The sequence below is a fragment of the Sphingomonas sp. MA1305 genome (assembly GCF_016107325.1).
Taxonomy (GTDB): domain Bacteria; phylum Pseudomonadota; class Alphaproteobacteria; order Sphingomonadales; family Sphingomonadaceae; genus Sphingomonas.
Map to the genome: position 1 here is coordinate 439,996 of NZ_RCVT01000003.1, position 22,556 is coordinate 462,551.

Consider the following 22,556-nt stretch of genomic DNA (forward strand, 5'->3'; position numbering starts at 1 on the left):
CCCAGGGGGGGGAAGCCGACATCCTTAAGCGGCCACTTTCTCGCGCGGCTGCTCGACCGGCGCCAGCCGGATCAGATGATCGAACGCGGCCAGTGCCGCGCGTGAGCCTTCGCCGGCGGCGATGACGATCTGCTTGAACGGCACCGTCGTCGCGTCGCCTGCGGCAAAGATGCCTGGCCACGACGTCGCGCCACGATGGTCGACCTCGATCTCGCCGTGGGCGCTGAGCGCGATCGTGTCGGTCAGCCATTCTGTGTTGGGTACCAAGCCGATCTGCACGAACACGCCCTCCAGGTCGACGCGGTGCAGGCTGCCATGATGGCGGTCTTCGTAGGTCAGGCCGGTCACCCGCTCCCCGTCGCCATGGACTTCGGTGGTCAGCGCGGACGTGACGATCCGCACGTTGGGGAGGCTGGCGAGCTTGCGCTGCAACACCGCATCGGCGCGCAAGTCGCCGTCATATTCGATCAGCGTGACGTGAGCGACGAGTCCGGCCAGGTCGATCGCGGCCTCGACACCGGAATTGCCGCCGCCGATCACCGCGACACGCTTGCCCTTGAACAGCGGCCCATCGCAATGGGGGCAATAGGCGACGCCCTTGTTGCGATATTCCGCCTCGCCGGGCACGTTCATCGTCCGCCAGCGCGCGCCGGTCGACAGTATCACCGTCCGCGCCGACAGCGTCGCCCCACTGTCCAGAACTAGTTCGTGCAGGCCGCCCTCCTGCGCCGCCGGGACCAGCTTGGCGGCGCGCTGCAGGTTCATCACATCGACATCATAGTCGCGGACATGGCGTTCCAGATCGCCGACCAGCTTGGGGCCTTCGGTATGCGGTATCGAGATGAAATTCTCGATCCCCATTGTGTCGAGCACCTGTCCGCCGAACCGCTCGGCGACCAGACCGGTGCGAATGCCCTTGCGGGCGGCGTAGATCGCCGCCGCCGCCCCAGCAGGGCCGCCGCCGACGACCAGCACGTCGAACGGATCCTTGGCCGCGATCGTCGCCGCCGCGCGTGCCGAAGCACCGGTATCGAGCTTGGCGACGATCTGCTCCAATTCCATCCGGCCCTGGCCGAACGGCTCGCCGTTGAGGAACACAGTCGGAACCGCCATCACCTTGCGCTGCGTGACCTCGTCCTGGAACAAGGCGCCGTCGATCGCGGTGTGCGTGATCCGCGGGTTCAGCACCGCCATCAGGTTCAGCGCCTGCACGACGTCGGGGCAATTCTGACAGGACAGCGAAAAATAGGTTTCGAAGGCGAAATCGCCATCGAGTCCCCGCACCTGATCGAGCAGGGCGGGCGCCGCCTTCGACGGATGACCGCCGACGTGCAGCAGGGCGAGGACCAGAGATGTGAATTCATGCCCCATCGGCAGGCCGGCGAAGCGCACGCCGATGTCGGTGCCGGCGCGGCGGATCAGGAAGCTGGGCGTGCGGGCGTCGGTGCCGTCGACGACCGTGATATGGTCGGACAGCGCCGCGATCTCACCCAACAGCTCGCCCATCTGGCGCGACTTGGCATCGTCGCCCCGGGTTGCGACCAATTCGATCGGCTGCCGGATATTGACCAGATAGCCCTTGAGCTGCTGCGTCAGATTGGCGTCGAGCATGGAACACTCCTGGAAACGTGAGATCGGGGAGAGCGCGGCGCGGGTCGTGCCCGGCGTCGCTGCGCCGCTTGCCTGCGGGAGCCGCCGTTGTGGCGACGCCCGCAAGCTGGCCTTGGAACGTCATCGACGGACGACGACTCGTCCGCCCGCCGTCACCGTCGCGACGAGGAGGATCCGGAAGCCGGATCCCCGCCGACGCGGGGATGCGTATGCCCTCAGCGGCTCAGATCTTGCCGACGAGGTCGAGGCTGGGGGCGAGCGTCTCTTCGCCCTCTTCCCACTTCGCCGGGCAAACCTCGCCCGGATGTGCCGCAATATATTGCGCCGCCTTGATCTTGCGGAGCAATTCCGCGGCGTTGCGGCCGACGCCTTCCGACGTGACCTCGATCAGCTGGATCACGCCCTCGGGATCGATCACGAAGGTGCCGCGATCCGCCAGGCCCTGGCCGGCGCGCAGGATCTCGAAATTGTTCGAGATCGCGTGGCTCTGGTCGCCGAGCATGTAATAGTTGATCTTGCCGATCGCCGGCGAGCTGTCGTGCCACGCCTTGTGGCTGAAGTGCGTGTCGGTCGACACGCTGTACACCTCGACGCCCATCTTCTGCAGCGTCGGATAGATGTCGGCCAGATCCTCGAGCTCGGTCGGGCAGACGAAGGTGAAGTCGGCCGGATAGAAGAAGAAGACCGCCCACTTGCCGAGCACGTCCTGGTCGGTGACTGTGACGAACTTGCCTTCCTTATAGGCCTGGGTGGTGAACGGCTTCAGCGAGCTGCCGATAAGCGACATGAGGGGTCTCCCGAGAATTGAACAAGACCGATCTAGCCGGTTTATGCCGCAGTGCAAAATTGAAGTCGTTTCGCGGGGCGATCGACCCAGTCGATCAAAACAACGGATATCGGCCGTCTCGGCAGCACTGTCTAGATACCAAGCTGCTCAGTCGGCGCGATTATCTCGCAAGCGCGGCATAGATCGACCACAGGCTGGTCAGCGTCAGCAAGATGCCGACGAACGCCATCAGCTGACGCGTCGGCACCCGCTTGGCGAGCACACCACCCAAAGGCGCGGCGAGCAGGCCGCCGAGCAAGAGCCCCACCGCCTGCAGGGTGAACGCCGCCCATCCGAGCGAGACGAAGAAGGCGACCGAGGCCGTGAGCGTCAGGAAGAATTCGGCCGTATTGACCGTGCCGATCGTGTGCCGCGGAGTCGCGCCCTGGACCAGCAGGTTGGACGTCACCACTGGCCCCCAGCCGCCGCCGCCCGCGGCGTCGAGAAAGCCGCCGATCAGACCGAGTGGTGCGATCACGCGGGGCTGCCGCCGTTCGATCTCGCCCCGCCAGGCGCGGAACAGCAGATAGACGCCGATGGCGGCGAGATACGCCATGACGAACGGGCGCGCGACCGATGCGTCGAGGCGGCTGAGCACCGTCGCGCCTAGTGCGGCGCCGATGACGCCGGGGATCACCAACCGCCGGAACAGCTTCCAGTCGACGTTGCGGTTGACGATATGGCTCACCCCGGAAGCCGCCGTGGTGAAGGTCTCGACCGCGTGCACGCTGGCGGAGGCGAGGGCAGGGGGCGTGCCCATCATCGTCACCATCAACGTCGAATTGATCAGGCCGAACGCCATGCCTAGTGCGCCGTCGACGATCTGAGCGGCGAAGCCGATCGCCACGAACGGTAGCAGTTGCGACCAGTCGATCTGGGTAAGGAAATGCGGCATAGGCGGTGGTGTCTCCCTGGACAGGCGGCACGTCGCCGACGCGCGCACCGTGCACGCCTGGCTCAAACCCCACAACAAAGCTCGGGTTTCCATCGCTCAAGGGGCGGGCGCCAGAGAGTGGAAATCACCCGCCCGCGTCATTAGATGGTGCCGATACGCATGAAGGGGACGCGGATGTTCGGACGCTTGGCGGCCTATCTCGATTCGATCCGGGCACGTGACCCGGCGCCGCATTCGCGTGCCGAAATCCTGACCTATCCGGGCGTCTGGGCGCTCGGCTGGCATCGCGTCGCGCACCGTCTGTACCGGTCGCGCGCCTTCTTTCTGGCACGGCTGGTCAATCATATGTCGCGGGCGATGACCGGGATCGACATCCACCCCGGTGCGACGATCGGCCGCAACTTCTTCATCGACCACGGCTTCGTCGTGATCGGCGAAACGGCAGAGATCGGCGACGACGTCACCATCTACCAGTGCGTGACGCTTGGCGGCACCAGCCCCGACAATGGCGTTGCCGGTAAACGCCATCCGACGCTCGCCAATGGCGTCATTATCGGTTCAGGCGCGCAGGTGCTCGGGCCGATCCACGTTGGCGCCGGCGCGCGGATCGGCGCCAATGCCGTCGTCACGCGTGACGTTACGGCGGGCGCGGTGATGGTCGGCATTCCGGCGCGGCCGACGCTGGTGGAGGGCGGCAACGTCCCCGAACCGCGCTTCGTCCCCTACGGAACGCCGTGTAGCGAGATGTTCGATCCGGCGACGCAGAAGCTGGAGATCATGCGCTGCGAGCTGGAATCGATGCGCAAGCGGCTGGATGCCTTGCTCGCCGAACGTGGTCCCGCCTTTCCCGAGGCGGAGCGCGATCGCGCCTGATGGGTACGGTCACGCCATTCCCGCATGCCGGCAAGCCCAACCAGATCGGCTTCGAGCGGCTCGAACTGACCCGTATTCTCGATCTTTACGGCCGGATGGTCGCGGCGGGTCACTGGCGCGATTACGCGATCGAATTGGGTCAGGATGCAGCGATCTTCGCCGCCTTCCGGCGCGCGGCGGAGCGTCCCGAATTTCGCATCGAGAAGCGCCCGGCGCTACGCAATCGCCAGGGCATGTGGGCGCTGATCGGCGAGCACGGTGTGGTCTTGAAGCGTGGGCATGAGCTCGGCCCGGTGCTTGCGCCGGTGGAACGCCGGCTGGTCAAGCTGGTCGAATAGCCGGCCTCTGCCGGCTCGGATGGGCACGGCAGATCGGAAAATGGCCGCCCCGGCATGAACCGGGACGGCCAAGCCCGTCGCTCGGTGATGCTGGCTTATGCCGGCTGCTGGACCGGCGGCAGTCGGAGCCGCAGCGGCTGCGACAAAGCGCCCACGATGCTGCGCCGCATCGGCTGCCATAAGGCGGAGAGAGTCAGCAGCGCTGAACCGATCACCAGAGCGGTGAAGGCCGCCCCCAACTCGATCGCGCCCGCACTGCGGATCAAGCTGTAGAGGGCGTAGAGCACGTAGACGAGGCTGGAGACGAGCAGCGCACGCCGGTCGACGGCCAGCGCCAGCGCCCCGAACAGCACGTACAGGATCAACACCAGCGCCGCAGTGCCGCCGCCGATCTCGCCGTTGAACACACCCAGCATCTGGAAAATCGGATGCGCGATCATCGGCGCGGCGGCCAGGTGCAGCCAGAAGGCGACGTCGGATCGGCGCGTTTCCCGCCGGACGTCCGACATGTCCCACCGCATGGCGAGTGCGAACACGCCCAGGCCGCCGATCAGCAGCAACGGCCAGACCCCCTGTTTCACGTCCGGGATCACCGCCATCAGCAGGCCGATCGCAACCGCCACCGTCGCCGCAGCTCCCGCCGCCACCGTGATCGGTACCATGAAGCGGCGCCAGTGCAGCCACGCCGCCCCCGCTGCGACGATGCCGACCGCCGAGACGGCCAGCGCCCCGGCGCGCTCGTCGATATGCGGGAAGGCAGTTTCGATTCCGCCCGCCAGCGCCCCGGCCACGCCCCCGACGAAGCTCAGCAGCAGGAGGATGCTGGGTAGCGCCATCCGCCGCCGCGCCGTGAAGTAGAGCGCGAGCGGCCACGACGCCGCGGCGACGAAGGCCCCGCTCAAGGCATGGGTGATCTGGAAGCCGATCTGACCGAGCGCAGTCAGCAGCAGCACCAGGGCGATCGACACGAAGATGTCGTTGAACCCGGTGAGCAGCCGAAAATGCTCCTCGTCCACCGCCGGCGCCGCCTGGGCCGTGGCGACGTAGCGGCGCAGCGCCATGGCGGCATCGGGCGAGATCGCCCCCGCCGCCACCGCACCGTCGATGTCGCTTTCGCTGTACATGACGTTCTCCCTGTTAACGAACAGGCAGGATCGCGCATGTGTGTTACAGAGTCAATACACTGCGAGTTGAGCGTCTTGGCAGGGGGGGGGGCGACACACTTACCTGCTCATGGTGCTCGAACGAGGGTAGCTTGGCGGATTCCGCAGTTCCGCCGGCAACGATACGGTTCAATCCCCCTGCAGCCGCCGTCCGATCGTCATCGCCTGCTCGGCGCCGGATCGGGGCGTGATCTCGCCGACGCGATCGCTGATCGCAGGCCATTGCGCCGCAACGCCTTCCGGCGACAGCGCATCGCCGGCGAGCGCCGATCCCCGGGTCAAGGTGACATAGGACGTCTGGAATACCCCCGCTCCGGCGCCCAGGATCACGCCTTGCGGCGCATCGTCGCCGACCAGATAGAGCGCGCCAGGCGCCACCGACTCCGGCGTGAAAGCATCGAAGGCTGCCTGCGGGAACAGCCCCTCCGTCATTCGCGTGCCAGCGGTTGGCGCGATGGTATTGACGCGGATGTCGTGCTTCGCGCCTTCCAGCGACAGGGTCTTGGCAAGACCGACGACGCCCATCTTTGCGGCGGCATAATTGGCCTGTCCGAAATTGCCGAAGAGGCCGCTTGATGACGCGGTCATCACGACGCGGCCGTAATTCTGGTCCCGGAACGTCTCCCAGCATGCCTTGGTGGCGAAGGCGGAGCCCAGCAGGTGGACGCGGACGACGAATTCGAAATCGGTCGGATCCATCTTGGCGAAGCTTTTGTCCCGCAGCACGCCGGCATTGTTGATCAAGATATGGACGCCGCCCCAGCTTTCCTTGGTACGCGCGACCATGGCCGTCATCTGCTCATAATCGGCGACATTGCCGCCGTCCGCCATCGCCTCGCCACCGGCGGCGCGGATTGCCTCGACAACTTTCATCGCTGCGTCGGAATGGCCCGTGCCGTCACGCGCGCCACCCAGGTCGTTGACCACGACCCTGGCACCGCGTTCCGCAAGGGCGAGCGCATAGGCGCGGCCCAAGCCGCCACCGGCGCCGGTAACGATCGCGACACGCCCGTCGAAGCGAAGGGGAGCAGGGGACATAAGAAGGGCGCCTCGTCCATAAAGGATGAAGCGCCCTCCATACCGAACCTTCGAACGGGCGCAATGCCCGTCCGGAGGGTCGATCGCGATCAGCGACGCGTGCGGCGCTTCGCCTTGGTCATCTTCCGGCCTTCGACCTGGCGGCAGCCGTCATACTGGCCAGCCTTGCAGACCGGATATTCGGCCTTGGGCGCCGGCGCCGGATAGGCTTGATCCGGGGTCGGTGCCGGACGGAAGGTCACCGGCGCACCGGGCGTCGCCGGGCCGGACAGTGCCGAACCACTCGGCTGGTATCCGCCGGCCGGGGTACCCGAACCCGTGGTCATCGGTGCAGGGGTGCCGGCCTGCTGGGTCGGCGCCATCGTGTCCGTGGCGGGCGGCGTTGCAGTCTGATCAGCCGGCGGCGGCGTGGTCTGATCGGTCGGGGCAGGGGTGGCCGTCTGCGGCGCCATCGTGCCGGCTTGCTGAGCCATCACGGGGGCAGCGATGAGGGCCGTGGCGGCCAAAAGAATGAGCTTCATTGCGAATCTCCCAAATCTGTCGCGCAGGTTTGCGTAAGCGCCCCCGCCTAACGTCCGATCCGGAACTTGGGTCCTTTGTTTCGCTCGCGTCTCTGTTCCGCCCGCCAACTCTCTCCCTTGCTCAGGCGCCCGAGTCCAACGAATAGCCGGCGGACCGGACGGTACGGATCAAGTCTGGCCGATTGCCGATATTGATCGCCTTGCGCAGCCGACGGATGTGCACGTCGACCGTCCGGCTTTCGATGTCACTGTCATGGCCCCAGACCGCGTCGAGCAGGCGTTCGCGACTGAATACCCAGCCGGGATGTTCAAGGAAGTGCTTGAGCAGCCGGAATTCGGTCGGCCCCAGCGGCACGACTTCGCCGCCGCGCCGAACTTTGTGACCGACGGTGTCCATCTCGATATCGTCATAGGTCAGCTGCTCGCCTGCCAGCGCCGGCCGCACCCGGCGCAACACCGCACTGACTCGCGCTACCAGCTCGCGCGGCGAGAAGGGCTTGGTGACATAGTCGTCGGCACCTGTCTCCAAACCACGAATGCGGTCTTCTTCTTCTCCGCGTGCGGTCAGCATGATGATCGGCACGTTCGCCGATTCCGGCATGCGGCGCAGCCGACGGCAGACCTCGATCCCGGACAGACCTTCGACCATCCAGTCGAGCAGCACGATGTCCGGCGCCTTTTCCTTGGCGAGCAGCAGCGCCTCCTCGCCATCCGGAGTGTGCGCGACCTCGAAGTCTTCACGGCGGAAATGATAGGTCAGCAGCTCGGCGAGGGCGGCGTCGTCCTCGACCAGCAGCATGCGTGCGCGTGCCATCAGCGTTGCTCCTCGGTGGTACGAGGGCCGCCACGAATGTGGTCGGCCATCTGGGTGCCGGTTGCGGCGAAATAGACCATCTCGGCGACGTTGGTCGCATGATCGCCGATCCGCTCCAGGTTCTTGGCGACGAACAGCAAATGCGCGACCTGGCTGATCGTCCGCGGATTCTCGACCATGTAGGTGACGAGCGTTCGGAAGATGCTGTCGTAGAAATCGTCGAGCGCGCGGTCGCTCTCGACCACCTCGACTGCGGCGTCCGGGTCGCGTGCGGCGAAGGCGTCCAGGGCACGGCGAACCATGCCGCTCGCCATGGCCGCCATGGACGGCAGGATGGAGATCGGTTCGATGCGGTGTTCGCCGTCGATCATCGGCACGCGCCGCGCGATGTTCTTGGCATAATCGCCGATCCGTTCGACCACCGAGGCGATCTTCAGCGCCGCGACGACCTCGCGCAGGTCGACCGCCATCGGCGCGCGGAGCGCGATGATGCGCACCGCCAGCCGTTCCACCTCGCGTTCGATCGCGTCGATGGCTTTGTCATCGGCGTCGACGCGTCGCGCCAGTTCGGGATCGGGCCGTTGCAGCGCCTTGATCGCCTGCACGATCGCATCCTCGGCAAGCCCGCCCATCTGCGAGATCATGCCGCGCAACTGACCGATGTCGGCGTCGAACGCCTTGACCGTATGGTCTACCATTATCCGTACCTGCCGGTGATGTAGTCGCGGGTCCGTTCCTCCCGCGGATTGGTGAAGATGTCGCTGGTGGGGGCGAACTCGACCAGCTGGCCGAGGTGGAAGAAGGCGGTCTGCTGCGACACGCGCGCCGCCTGTTGCATGTTGTGGGTGACGATGACGATCGCGTAGCGGCCCTTCAGCTCGTGGATCAGCTCCTCGATCTTCGCGGTGGCGATCGGATCGAGCGCGCTGCACGGCTCGTCCATCAGGATCACTTCCGGATCGACCGCAATGGCGCGGGCGATGCACAGGCGCTGCTGCTGGCCGCCCGACAGCGCCGTGCCGCTGTCGTCGAGCCGGTCCTTGACCTCGTCCCACAGGCCGGCGCGGCGCAGCGAGCGCTCCACCATCTCGTCGAGGTCGGCGCGCGCCGCGGCGAGGCCGTGGATGCGCGGGCCGTAGGCGACATTCTCGTAGATCGACTTGGGGAAGGGGTTGGGCTTCTGGAACACCATGCCGACGCGCGCGCGCAGCTGCACCACGTCCATGTCGGCGGCGTAGATGTCCTCGCCGTCGAGCAGGATCTCGCCCGTGACCCGGGCGCTGGCGACGGTGTCGTTCATCCGGTTGAGCGTGCGCAGGAAGGTCGACTTGCCGCAGCCCGACGGGCCGATGAAAGCGACGACATTGTCCTCCGCCACGTCGATCGAGACATGGTCGATGGCACATTTGTCGCCGTAAAAGACGCTGACGTCGCGCGCCTGGATCTTGGAAGGAGGAGTCACCAGCGGGTCTCGAAACGGTTGCGGAGATAGATGGCGAGGCCGTTCATCGCGAGCAGGAAGACGAGCAGCACGATGATCGCGGCGCTGGTCTTCTCGACGAAGCCGCGGTCGACCTGGTCCGACCACAGGAAGACCTGCACCGGCAGCACGGTGGCCGGGTCGGACAGGCGCGACGGTGGCGCGGCGATGAAGGCGCGCATGCCGATCATCAGCAGCGGCGCGGTCTCGCCCAGCGCCCGCGCCATGCCGATGATCGTGCCGGTCAGGATGCCGGGCAAGGCGAGCGGCAGGACATGGTCGAACACCACCTGCACCGGCGACGCGCCGACGGCGAGCGCGGCGTCGCGGATCGACGGCGGCACCGCCTTGATCGCGTTGCGCCCGGCGATGACGATCACCGGCATGGTCATCAGCGCCAGCGTCAGGCCGCCGACGATCGGCGCCGAGCGCGGCAGATGCAGCGTGTTGATGAAGACGGCGAGGCCGAGCAGACCGAAGATGATCGACGGCACCGCGGCGAGATTGTTGATCGACACCTCGATCAGGTCCGTCCAGCGGTTCCGCGGGGCATATTCCTCGAGATAGAGCGCGGCGAAGACACCGATCGGGAAGGCGAGCGCCAGCGTCACGACCATCGTCAGCAGCGAACCTTTCAGCGCACCCCAGACGCCGACACGGGTCGGGTCGTTCGAATCGGCGGACGACAGAAAGCCCCAGTTCCATCCGGTCGACAGCGCGCCGCGGGCGTTCAGCCGGGCGACGATCGCCTCGTCGGTGGCCGAACCGTCATGGCGCGCGGCGATATCGAGCGCACTGGTGACGGGCACCTCGACGGTGGTTCGCCGTTGCAGCAGGGTTGGGTCCCGCTTGATGGCATCGCGCACCACCAGCCAGGCGCCGTCCGACAGATAGTCGGCCGAGTCTGGGCCGTAAGCCGCCGTCGCAGCGCGATCGACCGCGGCCTCCAACCCCGCGCCCGCGAGGGCGAGATCGGCGCCACGACCGCGCAGCTGTGCCGGCGTCACCTGCAACTTCGCCGCGGCGAGATCGATCGGCAGTGCGATCCGCGTCTGACGGAAGCCACCGATCCCGCCGGCCAGCATCGACAGCAGGAGGAACGCGAGGAAACCCGCCGACAGCCAGACGGCCGCCAGCCCGAGCAGCCGAAAACGCCGTTCCGCGGCGTAGCGGCGCTGCGTGCGGCGGCGCACCGATTGCGTCGTCCAGTCGGTCGGACGACGCGGTTCGGGCTCGTGCCCTTCCGCCGGCACACCTGGGACCAGCGGGCTATTCATAGGCCTCCCGATACCGTTTGACGACGCTGAGCGCGACGACGTTGAGCGCGAGGGTCACCGCGAACAAGGTCAGGCCGAGCGCGAAGGCGGCAAGTGTCTTGGCGCTGGTGAATTCCGCCTCGCCGGTCAGCAGGTCGACGATCTGCTTGGTTACGGTGGTCGTGCTGGAGAATGGGTTGAGCGTCAGCGTCGCGACGCCGCTGGCGGCCATGACGACGATCATCGTCTCGCCGATCGCCCGCGACACGGCGAGCAGGATGCCGCCGACCACGCCGGGCAGAGCCGCGGGAAGGATCACCTTGCGGATCGTTTCCGAACTCGTCGCACCCATCGCCAGACTGCCGTCGCGCATGGCGGCAGGAACGGCAGCGATCGAATCGTCGGCCATCGACGATACGAAGGGGATGATCATCACCCCCATCACCGCGCCGGCCGCCAACGCGCTTTCCGACGAAGCCCAATGGATGCCGAGCGCCACGCCGAGCTGCCGTACTGCCGGCGCGACGGTCAATGCGGCGAAATAGCCGTAGACCACGGTCGGTACGCCGGCGAGCATCTCCAGCACCGGCTTCATCCAGCGCCGCGTCGTCGGATGGGCATATTGGGTCAGGTAGATCGCGCTCATCAGGCCGAACGGGATGGCGACCGCCATGGCGATCACCGCGCCGATGAAGAAGGTGCCCCAGAACAGCGGCACCGCGCCGAGTGATGCGCCGGGATCGCGCGGGTCGATCACCTGGGGGCTCCAATGCGTGCCGAACAAGAAGTCGCCGATCGGCACCATGCGAAAGAACCGACCCGACTCGTACAAGAGTGAGGCGACAATGCCGACCGTGGTCAGGATCGCGATCAGCGAGGCGACGAGCAGCAGCAGCATGACGCCGCGCTCCACTTGCGTGCGCGCCGCGAAATCGGGACGGATACGGGTGAAGGCGAGCGTTCCGCCGGCAAAGGCGAGTAACAGTGCTGCAGCAGTGGCGATCCAGTCGTACCGGGTCTGCGCGGCGGCATAAGCGGGAGCGAGCGTCTCGGCGAGATCGTGAAACGCCCCATAGCTACGGCCCGCGGCCAGCTCACGGGCTTCGGACAGGATCGACGCGCGCTCGAAGCCCGGCGCCGGCAGTGCGGCGGCAGCGGGCGTGGCGAGCACGGCCTCCGTCACCAGCGCCGGCGCCGTCATCGCCCACACGGCGAGGAAGATCAGCGGCGGCACCACAGTACAGACCGCGACAAACCAGCCGTGATGCGCCGGCAAAGCACTGAATCGTGCCACCCGCGGGCGACGGAAGGTCGCAGCCCGCATGCGTGCGGCCAGCCAGCCGATCAATGCGAGGCCGATGACGGTAAACAGCAGGCCAAGCGCGCTCATCGGTCCAGATCCGCCGCGGTGAGCGCCGTTTCGTGCGCGATGATCGCCGCGGAGCGCGCTCGACTGGACGCGGGCGATGCGATCAGCCCGCGGCGCACAAGCGGTCCTTCGGGGCCCCACGCTGTCGCATAAAGGTGCAGGAACGTCTTCAAACCGGGGATTGCGCGCAGATGCGCCTTCTTGACGTAGAGGAACAGCGGCCGCGACCCCGGATACCGGCCGTCCGCGATCGTCGCATAGGTCGGCGCAACGCCATTGATCGTCACCCCGGTGACGCTGCCCTTGTTCTCTTCGAGATAGCTGTAGCCGAAGACACCGATCGCGCTCGGGTTGGCGGCGAGCTTCTGTACGATCAGATTGTCATTCTCCCCGGCGTCGATGTAGGCGCCGTCCTCGCGCACGCGTGTGCATAGCGCCTTGTGCGCGTCGGGGTCGTCGGTCGCCAGTGCCTTTGCCCGCGGATCGACCATCTCGCAGCCGCGCGTCAGGATCAGTTCGGCGAGTGCGTCGCGGGTACCGCTGGTCGCTGGCGGGCCGTAGACTTGGATCGGCGTGGCCGGAAGCGTCGGATTGACATCGTGCCACGTCCGCGCGCCATTCGGCCGGCCGTTCACCTTCGCCGCCAGCGCGCGATACAGGTCCGCTTCCGTCAGCGCCATCCTGGGGCCGTTCAGCGCTTCGGCAAAGGCGATGCCATCGATGCCGACCTGGATTTCCAGGATCGCGCCGACCCCGTTTCGCTGGCACTCCTGGAACTCGCCCGGCTTCATGCGCCGCGAGGCATCCTCGATATCCGGATGAGCCGCGCCCAATCCGGCGCAGAACAACTTCATGCCCGCGCCCGTGCCCGTCGACTCGATCACCGGCGCGCGCGCATCGGCATCGTTGGCGACGAACTGTTCGGCGACGATCGTGGTGAACGGATAGACGGTCGAGGATCCGACGACGGTAATCTGGCTCCGCGCGCCGCCACCGCCGCCATTGGCCTGATCCTGACAGCCCGCGAGGCAAAGCCCGAGAGCGACTATCGCGATACGCATGATGTTCCCGCCCCGGGCGCGACTCCTAGTCCCGCTCCGCACGCCCCTGTGTGACGGTTACGTTACCCTTTGATGACACCGCTTCCGCGGGCGGCAAGGCGACGGACACGATCGTGCCCACCCCCACCTTGCTGCTGATGTCGAACCGGCCGCGATGTCGCTCGACGATATGCTTGACGATCGCCAGGCCGAGACCGGTCCCGCCGACGCTGCGGCTGCGCCCGGCATCGACACGGTAGAATCGCTCGGTCAGGCGCGGAATGTGCTGGGGCGCAATGCCTTCGCCTTCGTCGGCGACGGTGAAGCGAACCATGCCGGACCGGTCGCGGCCGACCGTAGCGGTGACCGGCGAACCCGGCCGGCCGTATTTCATCGCATTGCCGATCAGATTGTGGACCAATTGGGATAGCTGCGCGGCGTCCCCCGTGACGGCGGGCAGGTTGTCCTCGAAGCCGATCGTCACGTCGCCGACCCGCTCACCACCGCCCGCTGCCAATTCGGCATAGACGTCCTCGAGCACCTCTCCCAAATCGATCAGCTCGCCCGGCAGCCGGTATTTCTCGCCTTCGATCCGCGACAGCGAGATCAGATCCTCGATCAGCCGCTGCATGCGCTGCGCCTCGTCGAACATGACCTTCAGGAAGCGGGTGCGCAATGCCGGGTCTTCGCCCGCTTCGTCGCTGAGCGTTTCGACGAAGCCGAGGATCGAGGCGAGCGGCGTGCGCAATTCGTGGCTGGCGTTGGCGACGAAGTCGACCCGCATCTGTTCCGCCGCGTAATTGCCGCTCTGATCGACCAGATGAACGATGCGGGCGCCGTCGGACGTCTCGCCGACCGCCATTTGCCAGCGTTGGTCGGCGCTGCCGAGCCCGACCAGTTCGACCGGACGCCCCGGCAAGGCGGAACCGGCGGACAGCCGGTCGGCGGCGGCGGGGTGGCGGATCGCGACGCGGACGTCCTCGCCGACGATATGCTGGCCGAGCAGCCCGCGCGCCGCGACATTCGCGCAGGCGACGACCCCGCCACGGATCATCAGGACGGGGTCGCCGATGCCGTCCAGCACCTCGCCGACCAATGCGCCGGCATCCGCCCCGGTGGGGCCGTGTGCGACCGGGGTGGCACTGCGGATGCCCATCGCCGCAAGTCCGGCAGCGATGGCGCCGATCACCGTCACCGCCACGGCGTCGATCGATCCGCCCAAGGCATAGACGGCAAGTCCGCTGAGCAGGGCGATCACGATCGCGCCGCTGAGGCGCTGGACGAATCTGGGCGGCATGACGCTCCGCTGGCTAGCGCAATTCCGCTGCGGCTGCACCTGTTCGCGTCGGAACGTCTTCCGCGGTCCCGGATCGGCACCGGAGCACCGCTTGCCAGTGGTTAGCGAATGTGAAAGGCAGACGCGCTAGGATCTTGGCCATGACCGACGACGCAACGCCTTCTGATCAGCCCGCTGCCACCGGGGCGGCCAGCCGCCGCCGCGTGCTGATGCTCGGCGCGGTCACCGCCGGTGCGGTGGTGTCGATTCGGCCGGCGCTGGCGCAAACCGCGGGATCGGTGATGAATTGCGAGATCCCGGTGCCCGACATGACCCGCGCGGGCGGCTATATCGATCCCGACGGCAATGTCGTGCCCGCGGGTACCAAGGGGGCGTTCGCGCCGCCGGCGCGGCCGTTCAAGGGCGAGGACGTGAAGCGCGCGCTGGCCGGCGGCATGCTGCCCGGCACCACCTACGAAACTAATCGCGCCTATATCAGCTACATCCGTCGGTTGCAGCGCGGGCAGGGTGGCTTCACCTGCTTTGCCTCGCTGCAGATGCCGCGCGCCTGATCGCTTGCGGTATCGCGCCGCGCCGGCCGACACGCTGCTCAGCGTCGGGCTGGACACGTTCACGGCGGTGTTTCACCGCCCATCGGGCATCACCCACCTGCTCGCCAGCCCCGCGCCTGAAATCCTCGCCTGCCTTGCGGATGGGCCGTTGGACGATGCGGCACTGATGGCGCGGCTCGAGGTGAGCTTCGACGTCGCCGATGCGGACGTCGCTGCGCTTCGGGCACGGCTGGCGGAACTGGTCGACACCGGTCTGGTGGAGGTGTTGTGAGGCACGTCTGCTCGCTGCGCATCGGCCCCGTCGGTTTTCGGGTCGGGTCGGATTGGGCGACGCCGATCGCCATGCTTGCCGACCTCTATCGCGATTATCCGCAGGCAGACATTGCGGACTTCACCGTCCGGTTGGAGGCGACCCGGCCCTGGCGGCGCTGGATCCGGCCTTCGGTGCGGATCGGCGGCGACTATATGCTCCCCGAAGCGGCACCGTTGCCGCTCGCCCATGCGCTGCTCGCCGCAGAGATGGGGATGAACCTGCAGGTTGCGCTCGGATCGCAACGTTGCCTGCTGCTCCATGCCGCAGCGGTCGAGCGCGACGGGCGCGCGCTGCTGATCAGCGGTCAGTCGGGCGCCGGTAAGTCGACGCTTGCCACCTTGCTCGCCGCGCGGGGCTGGCGCTTCATGGGCGACGAGTTCGCGATGCTCGATCCGGACAGCGGAGAGGTCTTCGCCTTTCCCCGGCTGGTCAGCCTCAAGAACGAAGGCATCGCCGCCGCGATTGCGGCCTTGCCGAAGGCGCGGCTGGGACCCGAGCTTGCCGGCACGCCGAAAGGGACGATCCGACACCTCGTCCCGGACGCGCATGCGATCGCGGCGATGGACGATCCGGCGATGCCCGTGCTGCTGCTCTTCCCGCGTTTCGGTGCTGCGCCCGCGGTACGATCGATGCCGGCCAGCGAGGCGTTCGTGCGGCTGACCCACGCCTCCACCAACTATGTCGCGCTCGCGGAACGGGGGTTCGCCTGTCTGACCGCACTGGCCCGCGACGTGCCGGCCTATGCGATCGATTATCCCGACGGCGTTGCGGCAGTCGACCAAGTGGAGGCGTTGTGGCGGACGCTCTGAGCCTCGCACGCGCGCTCGCCGACCCGACGACGTTGCGACTGGACACCGACTGGACCGGGCTGATCGCGACCGCGCGGGCGGAGCAGCTGGTCGGCACGCTCGCGTGGCGGTTGCATGGCCTGCCGCTGCCCGAGCCCGTGGCGCTTCTCTTGGCCGAAGCGCGTGCCGCTGCAGAGGGCGCCCGCCGCACCGCGCTTTGGGAAGCGGAAATGGCGCGACGTGCGCTCGCGCCGCTCGGCTGTCCGGTCGTGTTGCTGAAGGGAACGGCCTATGTCGCGGCCGGTCTGATGGCGGGCCAGGGCCGGTCGATCGGCGATCTCGACATTCTCGTGCCGCGGGGGTCGCTCGACGCGGTCGAGGCGGCCTTGCTCGCGGCCGGATGGGAATGGGTCAAGCCCGACCCCTATGACGATGCCTATTACCGCCGCTGGATGCACGAACTGCCGCCGCTGATCCATGGCGAGCGCGACCGGATGATCGACGTGCACCACACGATCCTGCCGCTCACCGCCCGCATCACCCCCGATGCTGAAGCGCTGGTCGCCGCGGCCCAGCCGCTGGCCAACGGCCTCCTGGTGCTCTCTGCCCAGGATATGATCTGCCACGCCGCCGCGCATCTGTTCGCCGACGGGGATCTGACCGGCGGGCTGCGCAACGTGTGGGACATCCACTGCCTGCTGACCGAATTCGGCAGCGACGGACTGGCTAATCGCGCGGCGCGGCATGGCCTCGATGTGTCGGTTCGGCGCGCCGCACGACACGCGGCGGGGCTGTTCGGGACCGACGTCCCTGGCAATTGGCGACGCTCAGACGCACTCGACCCCTGGATCCGCCGCCGCCTGCTGGCCCGCGACGGGTGGGGGCGAGCCACGCGTCCGGCGACGCGTTTCGCCTTCTACGTCCGCTCACATTGGCTGCGGATGCCGCCGGCCATGCTGGCGCGCCACCTGTGGACCAAGGCGTGGCGCTGACAGGCCGGTCGTGGATCAGCGCGGTCGCTCGGCGAGCCGCTCCAGCGTCGGTAGCAGCTCGTCATAGCCATTGATCACCGCCTCTGCGCCAAGTGTCTCGACCGGCTCCATCAGGAAACCGAACGAACAGGCGATCGCCGGCAGGCCTGCCGCCTGCGCCGCCGCCACGTCGAAGCGCGAATCACCAACGAACGCCGCTCGCCCACCGCCGCAGCGGCGTAGCATCTCCTCGATCGGTATCGGCGAGGGTTTGGCATTGCCGGGCCCCATCGTATCGCCACCGATGATGCAGGCGAACCAATCGGTCAGTCCCAATTGGTCCAGCACCTGCCGTGCCAGCCCCTCCAATTTGTTGGTCACCACCGCCAGCGTCGTCCCACGCGCGGCCAGCGAATCGAGTGCGTCGAGGCATCCAGGATAGGGCGCGGTGAGTACGGCGATATGCGATTCATAATAGGCGAGCAGGCGCCGGTGGAGCACGTCCAGCGTCGCTTCGTCGCAGCCGCCGGTCGCCGCCATCCCCTGCGCCAGCATGTGCCGCGCGCCGCCGCCGATCATCGGGGTCACCTGCGCCACGGTCAGCGTCGGCCGGTCGATCGAGGCCAAGGCATGGTTGACCGCGGCGGTCAGATCACCGCTCGTGTCGAGCAACGTGCCGTCGAGATCGAAGCCGACGATGTCGAAGGGGAGGGGGACGGCAGCGGAAGACATCGTCTGCGCGTGGCGGGATGGTGTGGAAATGGCAAGCCTTCCGTGGCAGACGCTGCCGCATGACCACGCCACTCGCCGTCATCATCCTCGCCGCAGGCAAGGGTACCCGCATGAAATCGGACCTGCACAAGGTTCTCCATCCGATCGCTGGGAGGCCGATGCTCCTGCACCTGATTGCTAGCGCTTCGTCCTTGTTCCCGGAAAAGATCGTCGTCGTCACCGGGGCGGGCCGTGAGCAGGTCGAGGCCGCGGTCGCACCGTTGGGCGTGGCGACGGCCCTTCAGGCGGAGCAGCTCGGCACCGGCCATGCTGTTCTTCAGGCGAAGGATGCGCTGGGCGGTTTCGAGGGCGACGTGCTGATCCTCTACGGCGACGTGCCGCTGGTCGCCGCCGCGACGATGCAGCGGATGCTCGACGCTCTCCACGTGCCGCAGCCGCCCGCCGCGGTCGTGCTGGGGTTCCGCCCCGACGATGCCGCCGCTTATGGCCGGGTCATTGCCGATCCGGAGGGCCGCATCGTCAAGATGGTCGAGTTCAAAGACGCGACCGCCGACGAGCGCGCCGAGACCCTGTGCAATTCGGGCTTGATGGCGGCACGCGCGGACGATCTGTGGCGCTTGTTGGCCCAGGTCGGCAGCGACAATGCCGCCGGTGAATATTACCTGCCCGACATCGTCATGCTCGCCGGAGCCGAAGGCCGCTACGCCTCGGTGATCGAAACCGGGGCGGAGGAAGTCGCCGGCGTCAACAGCCGCGCCGAACTCGCCGCGGTAGAAGCGATGTGGCAGACGCGCCGCCGGGCGGAGGCAATGGCCGACGGCGCCACGCTGATCGCGCCCGAGACGGTATGGTTCGCTCACGACACGCGTATCGGCCGCGACGTGGTGATCGAACCGCATGTCGTGTTCGGCCCCGGCGTCGCCATCGCCGACCGGGTGACGATCCACGCCTTCAGCCACATCGAGGGCGCGACGGTTGCCGAGGGCGCCGACATCGGCCCCTATGCCCGTCTGCGCCCCGGTGCCGTGGTCGGCCGCAACGCCAGGGTCGGCAATTTCGTCGAGATGAAGAAAGCGGTACTGGGCGAGGGCGCCAAGGCCAATCATCTGACCTATTTGGGCGATGCCGAAATCGGCGCCGGCGCCAATATCGGTGCGGGCACGATCACGTGCAATTACGACGGATTTTTCAAATACAAGACGCAGATCGGGGCGGGAGCGTTCATCGGCTCCAACTCGGCACTGGTCGCGCCGGTCGCCATCGGCGAGGGGGCCATCGTCGCTGCAGGTTCGGTCGTCACGCAGGACGTCGAAGCCGGCGCCCTCGCCCTTGTCCGCCCCCCGCAGATCGCGAAAGCCGGGTGGGCGACCCGCTTCCGCGCGATGATGGCGGCGCGCAAGGCTGGTCAGTGACGGCGTTTCTGTGCCATCCCTTCCGGTGACGCGCGGCGTTCACCTCTCCAATACCCTCTAAAGGCAGACCCCCTTCATGTGTGGAATCGTTGGAATCGTCGGAGCCGAAGACGTCGCGGATCGTTTGCTCGATGGGCTGAAGCGGCTGGAATATCGCGGTTACGACTCAGCCGGTATCGCCACCGACGTCGACGGCACAATCGAGCGCCGACGCGCCTCCGGCAAGCTGGTCAACCTGGCCAAGGAACTGGCGGCACATCCGCTTGCCGGTACCACGGGCATCGCCCATACGCGCTGGGCGACACATGGTGGCCCGACCACCAACAACGCGCATCCGCATGCGACCGCCGAAGTCGCGGTCGTCCACAACGGCATCATCGAGAATTTCAAGGCGCTGCGTGACGAACTGACCGCACGCGGCCGCGTCTTCACCAGCGAAACCGACACCGAGGTCGTCGCGCATCTGATCAGCGAGAAGGTCGAAGCCGGGCTCGATCCGATCGGCGCCGTACGCGAGGTGCTGCCGCGCCTCCATGGCGCGTTTGCACTCGCCATCCTGTTTCGCAAGCATCCCGACCTGCTGATCGGCGCCCGGCTCGGCTCGCCGCTGGTGGTCGGCTATGGCGATGGGGAGACCTATCTTGGCTCGGACGCCCTGGCATTGGCGCCGCTGACGCAGCGCATCGCCTATCTCGACGAAGGTGATTGGGTCGTCTGCACGAAGGAGGGGGCGGAGGTCTACGATCGCGACAATCATCGCGTCGAGCGGCCGGTCACCATCTCCGGCGTCACCGGCGAACTGATCTCCAAGGGCAATCATCGGCATTATATGCTGAAGGAGATTTACGAGCAGCCGATCGTCGTCGCCCAGACGCTGCGTTCCTATCTGCAGCGGATGGAAGAGCGGGTCACGCTGCCCATCCCCGACTTCGATCTCGCCGCGATCAAGCGCGTGACGATCGTCGCCTGCGGCACCAGCTTCTATGCCGGCATGGTCGCCAAATATTGGTTCGAGCAGTTCGCACGCGTGCCCGTCGACCTCGATGTCGCGTCCGAGTTCCGCTACCGCGCGCCGGTGATGGAGCTGGGCGGCTTGATGATCGTCATCAGCCAGTCAGGTGAGACCGCCGACACGCTTGCCGCGCTGCGCCACGCCAAGAGCGAGGGGCAGAAGATCGCCGCCGTCGTCAACGTGCCGACCAGCTCGATGGCGCGCGAGGCGGACTTGCTGCTACCGACGCATGCCGGGCCGGAGATCGGCGTCGCCAGCACCAAGGCCTTCACCTGCCAGCTCGCGGTGCTCGCTGCGCTCGCCGCTAACCTTGCGCAGGCCAAGGGGCAGCTCAAGCCGGGTGAGGAGAAGCAGATCGTCCGTCACCTCGGCGAGGCGCCGGCGTCACTCAACGCGGCGCTCGCCTATGACGAATCGATCCAGGAGATGGCGGGCGTCATCGCGTCGGCGCGCGACGTCCTCTACCTGGGGCGCGGCACCGATTATCCGCTGGCGCTGGAGGGGGCGCTGAAGCTGAAGGAAATCAGCTACATCCATGCCGAAGGCTATGCGGCCGGCGAGATGAAGCACGGCCCGATCGCGCTGATCGACGAGAACGTGCCCGTCATTGTCATCGCGCCGTCCGGGCCGCTGTTCGAGAAGACTGTCAGCAACATGCAGGAGGTGCAGGCGCGTGGCGGCAAGGTCGTGCTGATCAGCGACTATGACGGCATCCAGGCGGCGGGCGACGGCTGTGTCGCGACGATCACCATGCCCAAGGTCCACCCATTGATCGCGCCGCTGGTCTACGCGGTGCCGGTGCAGCTGCTCGCCTACCATGTCGCAGTGGCTAAGGGCACCGACGTCGACCAGCCGCGGAACCTCGCCAAGTCGGTCACGGTGGAATGACGACGCCACTGGACTGAGTTTGGTCCGTCCCCCGGGTCGCTGCCCGGGGGACGGGGACCGGATTTAGCAGGTCATCGCGCCCTATTCCATCACGCTCAACAGATCGTCCAGCGATCCCACGGCAAAGGCGGTGTGCTCGTCGCCGATGCCATAGGGCAGCAGCACGTGCCGTCCGTGGACCAGCGCTCCACAGCTGTACGTCACGTTGGGCACATAGCCGCCGCGTTGTTCCGCACTGGGAAACAGCAGGGGGGACGGCGTGCGGGCCAGCACCTTGGACGGATCGTTCTTGTCGAGCAGGCAGGCGCCGACGCAATAGCCGCGTACCAACCCGACGCCGTGCGTGAAGACCAGCCAGCCCTCGTCGATTTCCGTCGGCGATCCGCAATTGCCGATCTGCACGAACTCCCACGGATATTTCGGCTCGAGCAGCGGTTCGGCATGTTCCCAATGGTGCAGATCGTCCGATCGCAGTAGCCAGATCCGCTCATTATCCTGCCGGCCGAGCATGACGAACCGCCCGTCGATCCGCCGTGGGAACAGCGCCATGCCCTTATACGCCGCCATCGCGCCGGTCAGCGGCCGCATCTCGAAGGTGCGCTCGTCAATTCCGCGCAGCAGTTCGCTGCGCGCGTCGCGTCCGTCGAAGGCCGTATAGGTCCCGAGCACGCTTTCCACGCCGTCGTGATCGGTGAAATGGACCAGGCGTAGGTCCTCGACCCCCTGCCGTTGGCTGGGCAGGATCGGGAAGATCACCGTTTCCGAAAGATCCTGGCTGTCGGGGCAATGCAGCTTGACCCAGCCGGCATCGTCGTTGTTTTCCACGACCGGCGGCACGCCCTGGCTGCTGGCCGGGTCGATGACCAAGCCGCGGTCGCCGTCCCAGGTGCCGGTGCGGAACGTCACCGATGAGACATGGCCTTCGCCGATCCCGCGCAGTGAGAGAATGAAGCGGACGCAATCCTCGCGCTGTGCCTCGCGCGGAATGCGGACGATGCTGGGGTTGAACAGCGCCGCCGATTCGAAGGCATATTCCTGGCTCAGATAGGCGCCGAACAACAGCCGATCGCGCGCTTCGGTCATCTGCGCGCACGCATCGATCCGGTCACGCACCTCCTTGAAGCGCCGCAGGAAGATACCGTCAGCGTCGCGGTGACGCGGGCGCATCGCTTCCTGCAACCGCGTCAGCATCCGGTCGCGCATGGTCGGGTCGAGACGCATCAGCCGATCTGCCACTTCCTCGACCCGGGTCGGGCGGCCTTCGGCGAATGGCGCGGGATAGTCGAAGGAGAAGGGGCGGATCACCGTCCGCGCCGGGTCGGGCTTCAATTCGATGTCGAGCGTCTGAAAAACGTCGGCGGCGTTCAC

At 67.0% G+C, this 22,556-nt stretch carries 23 protein-coding genes; 8 read left to right on the forward strand and 15 right to left on the reverse strand.

Annotation, left to right across the window (positions count from 1 at the left end; genetic code table 11):
- Positions 1-24: 24 nt before the first annotated feature.
- From ahpF to D9601_RS15045, 3 genes are all read right to left on the reverse strand, one after another.
- Complete coding sequence (gene ahpF / locus D9601_RS15035) at positions 25-1,611, reverse strand: alkyl hydroperoxide reductase subunit F (protein WP_198354836.1); 1,587 nt, start codon at positions 1,609-1,611, stop codon at positions 25-27.
- Positions 1,612-1,834: 223 nt separating this feature from the next.
- Positions 1,835-2,398, reverse strand: a complete 564-nt coding sequence (gene ahpC / locus D9601_RS15040; RefSeq protein ID WP_198354837.1) for an alkyl hydroperoxide reductase subunit C — start codon at positions 2,396-2,398, stop codon at positions 1,835-1,837.
- 160 nt (positions 2,399-2,558) lie between these two features.
- A complete protein-coding gene (locus tag D9601_RS15045; RefSeq protein WP_198354838.1) occupies positions 2,559-3,332 on the reverse strand; it encodes a sulfite exporter TauE/SafE family protein in 774 nt (257 codons plus the stop codon).
- A gap of 174 nt (positions 3,333-3,506) precedes the next feature.
- Here D9601_RS15045 and epsC point away from each other — a divergent pair, with 174 nt between their 5' ends.
- The gene (gene epsC, locus D9601_RS15050) at positions 3,507-4,205 is read left to right on the forward strand and encodes a serine O-acetyltransferase EpsC (protein WP_198354839.1); all 699 of its coding nucleotides are present in this window, start codon (positions 3,507-3,509) and stop codon (positions 4,203-4,205) included.
- Entirely contained in the window at positions 4,205-4,543 is a 339-nt protein-coding gene (locus D9601_RS15055) for a DUF2794 domain-containing protein (protein WP_198354840.1), read from the forward strand. The genes epsC and D9601_RS15055 overlap by 1 nt, the downstream gene beginning before the upstream one ends.
- Before the next feature lie 95 nt (positions 4,544-4,638).
- On the opposite strand, the gene D9601_RS15060 is transcribed toward D9601_RS15055, so the two are convergent.
- From D9601_RS15060 to D9601_RS15105, 10 genes are all read right to left on the reverse strand, one after another.
- Positions 4,639-5,667, reverse strand: coding sequence for a hypothetical protein (locus D9601_RS15060; RefSeq protein ID WP_198354841.1), 1,029 nt, complete (start codon positions 5,665-5,667; stop codon positions 4,639-4,641).
- 168 nt (positions 5,668-5,835) lie between these two features.
- Positions 5,836-6,744: an SDR family NAD(P)-dependent oxidoreductase gene (locus D9601_RS15065; RefSeq protein ID WP_198354842.1), complete on the reverse strand. Its 909-nt coding sequence runs from the start codon at positions 6,742-6,744 to the stop codon at positions 5,836-5,838.
- Between the two features lie 89 nt (positions 6,745-6,833).
- Positions 6,834-7,265 carry a hypothetical protein gene (locus tag D9601_RS15070; protein WP_198354843.1) on the reverse strand — a complete coding sequence of 144 codons (432 nt, stop codon included), beginning with the start codon at positions 7,263-7,265 and terminating at the stop codon, positions 6,834-6,836.
- Positions 7,266-7,386: 121 nt separating this feature from the next.
- Positions 7,387-8,079, reverse strand: coding sequence for a phosphate regulon transcriptional regulator PhoB (gene phoB / locus D9601_RS15075; RefSeq protein WP_198354844.1), 693 nt, complete (start codon positions 8,077-8,079; stop codon positions 7,387-7,389).
- On the reverse strand, positions 8,079-8,777 hold the full coding sequence (gene phoU, locus D9601_RS15080) for a phosphate signaling complex protein PhoU (protein ID WP_198354845.1): 699 nt from the start codon (positions 8,775-8,777) through the stop codon (positions 8,079-8,081). Before phoU ends, phoB begins: the two co-directional genes overlap by 1 nt.
- Positions 8,777-9,541, reverse strand: coding sequence for a phosphate ABC transporter ATP-binding protein PstB (gene pstB, locus D9601_RS15085; RefSeq protein WP_198354846.1), 765 nt, complete (start codon positions 9,539-9,541; stop codon positions 8,777-8,779). Before pstB ends, phoU begins: the two co-directional genes overlap by 1 nt.
- Entirely contained in the window at positions 9,538-10,836 is a 1,299-nt protein-coding gene (gene pstA, locus D9601_RS15090; RefSeq protein ID WP_198354847.1) for a phosphate ABC transporter permease PstA, read from the reverse strand. Before pstA ends, pstB begins: the two co-directional genes overlap by 4 nt.
- A complete protein-coding gene (gene pstC / locus D9601_RS15095) occupies positions 10,829-12,205 on the reverse strand; it encodes a phosphate ABC transporter permease subunit PstC (RefSeq protein ID WP_198354848.1) in 1,377 nt (458 codons plus the stop codon). The genes pstA and pstC overlap by 8 nt, the downstream gene beginning before the upstream one ends.
- Entirely contained in the window at positions 12,202-13,245 is a 1,044-nt protein-coding gene (locus tag D9601_RS15100; protein WP_198354849.1) for a substrate-binding domain-containing protein, read from the reverse strand. The genes pstC and D9601_RS15100 overlap by 4 nt, the downstream gene beginning before the upstream one ends.
- A 25-nt stretch (positions 13,246-13,270) precedes the next feature.
- Positions 13,271-14,521 carry an ATP-binding protein gene (locus tag D9601_RS15105; protein WP_198354850.1) on the reverse strand — a complete coding sequence of 417 codons (1,251 nt, stop codon included), beginning with the start codon at positions 14,519-14,521 and terminating at the stop codon, positions 13,271-13,273.
- 140 nt (positions 14,522-14,661) lie between these two features.
- On the opposite strand from D9601_RS15105, the gene D9601_RS15110 reads away from it, so the two are divergent.
- Genes D9601_RS15110 through D9601_RS15125 form a run of 4 tightly spaced genes read left to right on the forward strand, consistent with a single transcriptional unit; the run spans position 14,662 to position 17,165 of the window.
- Positions 14,662-15,072: a hypothetical protein gene (locus D9601_RS15110; RefSeq protein ID WP_198354851.1), complete on the forward strand. Its 411-nt coding sequence runs from the start codon at positions 14,662-14,664 to the stop codon at positions 15,070-15,072.
- 4 nt (positions 15,073-15,076) lie between these two features.
- Positions 15,077-15,343 carry an HPr-rel-A system PqqD family peptide chaperone gene (locus D9601_RS15115; RefSeq protein WP_198354852.1) on the forward strand — a complete coding sequence of 89 codons (267 nt, stop codon included), beginning with the start codon at positions 15,077-15,079 and terminating at the stop codon, positions 15,341-15,343.
- Positions 15,340-16,194, forward strand: coding sequence for an HprK-related kinase A (locus tag D9601_RS15120; RefSeq protein ID WP_198354853.1), 855 nt, complete (start codon positions 15,340-15,342; stop codon positions 16,192-16,194). Before D9601_RS15115 ends, D9601_RS15120 begins: the two co-directional genes overlap by 4 nt.
- Positions 16,179-17,165 carry a nucleotidyltransferase domain-containing protein gene (locus D9601_RS15125; protein ID WP_198354854.1) on the forward strand — a complete coding sequence of 329 codons (987 nt, stop codon included), beginning with the start codon at positions 16,179-16,181 and terminating at the stop codon, positions 17,163-17,165. Before D9601_RS15120 ends, D9601_RS15125 begins: the two co-directional genes overlap by 16 nt.
- A gap of 15 nt (positions 17,166-17,180) precedes the next feature.
- Here the strand turns inward: D9601_RS15125 and D9601_RS15130 are convergent, their stop codons facing one another.
- Positions 17,181-17,876: an HAD hydrolase-like protein gene (locus D9601_RS15130; RefSeq protein ID WP_198354855.1), complete on the reverse strand. Its 696-nt coding sequence runs from the start codon at positions 17,874-17,876 to the stop codon at positions 17,181-17,183.
- A 59-nt stretch (positions 17,877-17,935) separates the two neighbouring features.
- Here D9601_RS15130 and glmU point away from each other — a divergent pair, with 59 nt between their 5' ends.
- Together glmU and glmS are read left to right on the forward strand one after the other, a co-directional pair.
- The gene (gene glmU / locus D9601_RS15135) at positions 17,936-19,288 is read left to right on the forward strand and encodes a bifunctional UDP-N-acetylglucosamine diphosphorylase/glucosamine-1-phosphate N-acetyltransferase GlmU (protein ID WP_198354856.1); all 1,353 of its coding nucleotides are present in this window, start codon (positions 17,936-17,938) and stop codon (positions 19,286-19,288) included.
- Positions 19,289-19,364: 76 nt separating this feature from the next.
- On the forward strand, positions 19,365-21,188 hold the full coding sequence (glmS, locus tag D9601_RS15140; protein WP_198354857.1) for a glutamine--fructose-6-phosphate transaminase (isomerizing): 1,824 nt from the start codon (positions 19,365-19,367) through the stop codon (positions 21,186-21,188).
- Positions 21,189-21,269: 81 nt separating this feature from the next.
- Here the strand turns inward: glmS and D9601_RS15145 are convergent, their stop codons facing one another.
- Positions 21,270-22,556 carry a glycoside hydrolase family 130 protein gene (locus D9601_RS15145; RefSeq protein ID WP_332838021.1) on the reverse strand — a complete coding sequence of 429 codons (1,287 nt, stop codon included), beginning with the start codon at positions 22,554-22,556 and terminating at the stop codon, positions 21,270-21,272.

What these genes read in the sequence shown, in the direction of transcription:
- ahpF (WP_198354836.1), bottom strand. Translation starts at nt 1,611, where the DNA reads ATGCTCGACGCCAATCTGACGCAGCAGCTCAAGGGCTATCTGGTCAAT.
- ahpC (WP_198354837.1), bottom strand. Translation starts at nt 2,398, where the DNA reads ATGTCGCTTATCGGCAGCTCGCTGAAGCCGTTCACCACCCAGGCCTAT.
- D9601_RS15045 (WP_198354838.1), bottom strand. Translation starts at nt 3,332, where the DNA reads ATGCCGCATTTCCTTACCCAGATCGACTGGTCGCAACTGCTACCGTTC.
- epsC (WP_198354839.1), top strand. Translation starts at nt 3,507, where the DNA reads ATGTTCGGACGCTTGGCGGCCTATCTCGATTCGATCCGGGCACGTGAC.
- D9601_RS15055 (WP_198354840.1), top strand. Translation starts at nt 4,205, where the DNA reads ATGGGTACGGTCACGCCATTCCCGCATGCCGGCAAGCCCAACCAGATC.
- D9601_RS15060 (WP_198354841.1), bottom strand. Translation starts at nt 5,667, where the DNA reads ATGTACAGCGAAAGCGACATCGACGGTGCGGTGGCGGCGGGGGCGATC.
- D9601_RS15065 (WP_198354842.1), bottom strand. Translation starts at nt 6,744, where the DNA reads ATGTCCCCTGCTCCCCTTCGCTTCGACGGGCGTGTCGCGATCGTTACC.
- D9601_RS15070 (WP_198354843.1), bottom strand. Translation starts at nt 7,265, where the DNA reads ATGAAGCTCATTCTTTTGGCCGCCACGGCCCTCATCGCTGCCCCCGTG.
- phoB (WP_198354844.1), bottom strand. Translation starts at nt 8,079, where the DNA reads ATGGCACGCGCACGCATGCTGCTGGTCGAGGACGACGCCGCCCTCGCC.
- phoU (WP_198354845.1), bottom strand. Translation starts at nt 8,777, where the DNA reads ATGGTAGACCATACGGTCAAGGCGTTCGACGCCGACATCGGTCAGTTG.
- pstA (WP_198354847.1), bottom strand. Translation starts at nt 10,836, where the DNA reads ATGAATAGCCCGCTGGTCCCAGGTGTGCCGGCGGAAGGGCACGAGCCC.
- pstC (WP_198354848.1), bottom strand. Translation starts at nt 12,205, where the DNA reads ATGAGCGCGCTTGGCCTGCTGTTTACCGTCATCGGCCTCGCATTGATC.
- D9601_RS15100 (WP_198354849.1), bottom strand. Translation starts at nt 13,245, where the DNA reads ATGCGTATCGCGATAGTCGCTCTCGGGCTTTGCCTCGCGGGCTGTCAG.
- D9601_RS15105 (WP_198354850.1), bottom strand. Translation starts at nt 14,521, where the DNA reads ATGCCGCCCAGATTCGTCCAGCGCCTCAGCGGCGCGATCGTGATCGCC.
- D9601_RS15110 (WP_198354851.1), top strand. Translation starts at nt 14,662, where the DNA reads ATGACCGACGACGCAACGCCTTCTGATCAGCCCGCTGCCACCGGGGCG.
- D9601_RS15130 (WP_198354855.1), bottom strand. Translation starts at nt 17,876, where the DNA reads ATGTCTTCCGCTGCCGTCCCCCTCCCCTTCGACATCGTCGGCTTCGAT.
- glmU (WP_198354856.1), top strand. Translation starts at nt 17,936, where the DNA reads ATGACCACGCCACTCGCCGTCATCATCCTCGCCGCAGGCAAGGGTACC.
- glmS (WP_198354857.1), top strand. Translation starts at nt 19,365, where the DNA reads ATGTGTGGAATCGTTGGAATCGTCGGAGCCGAAGACGTCGCGGATCGT.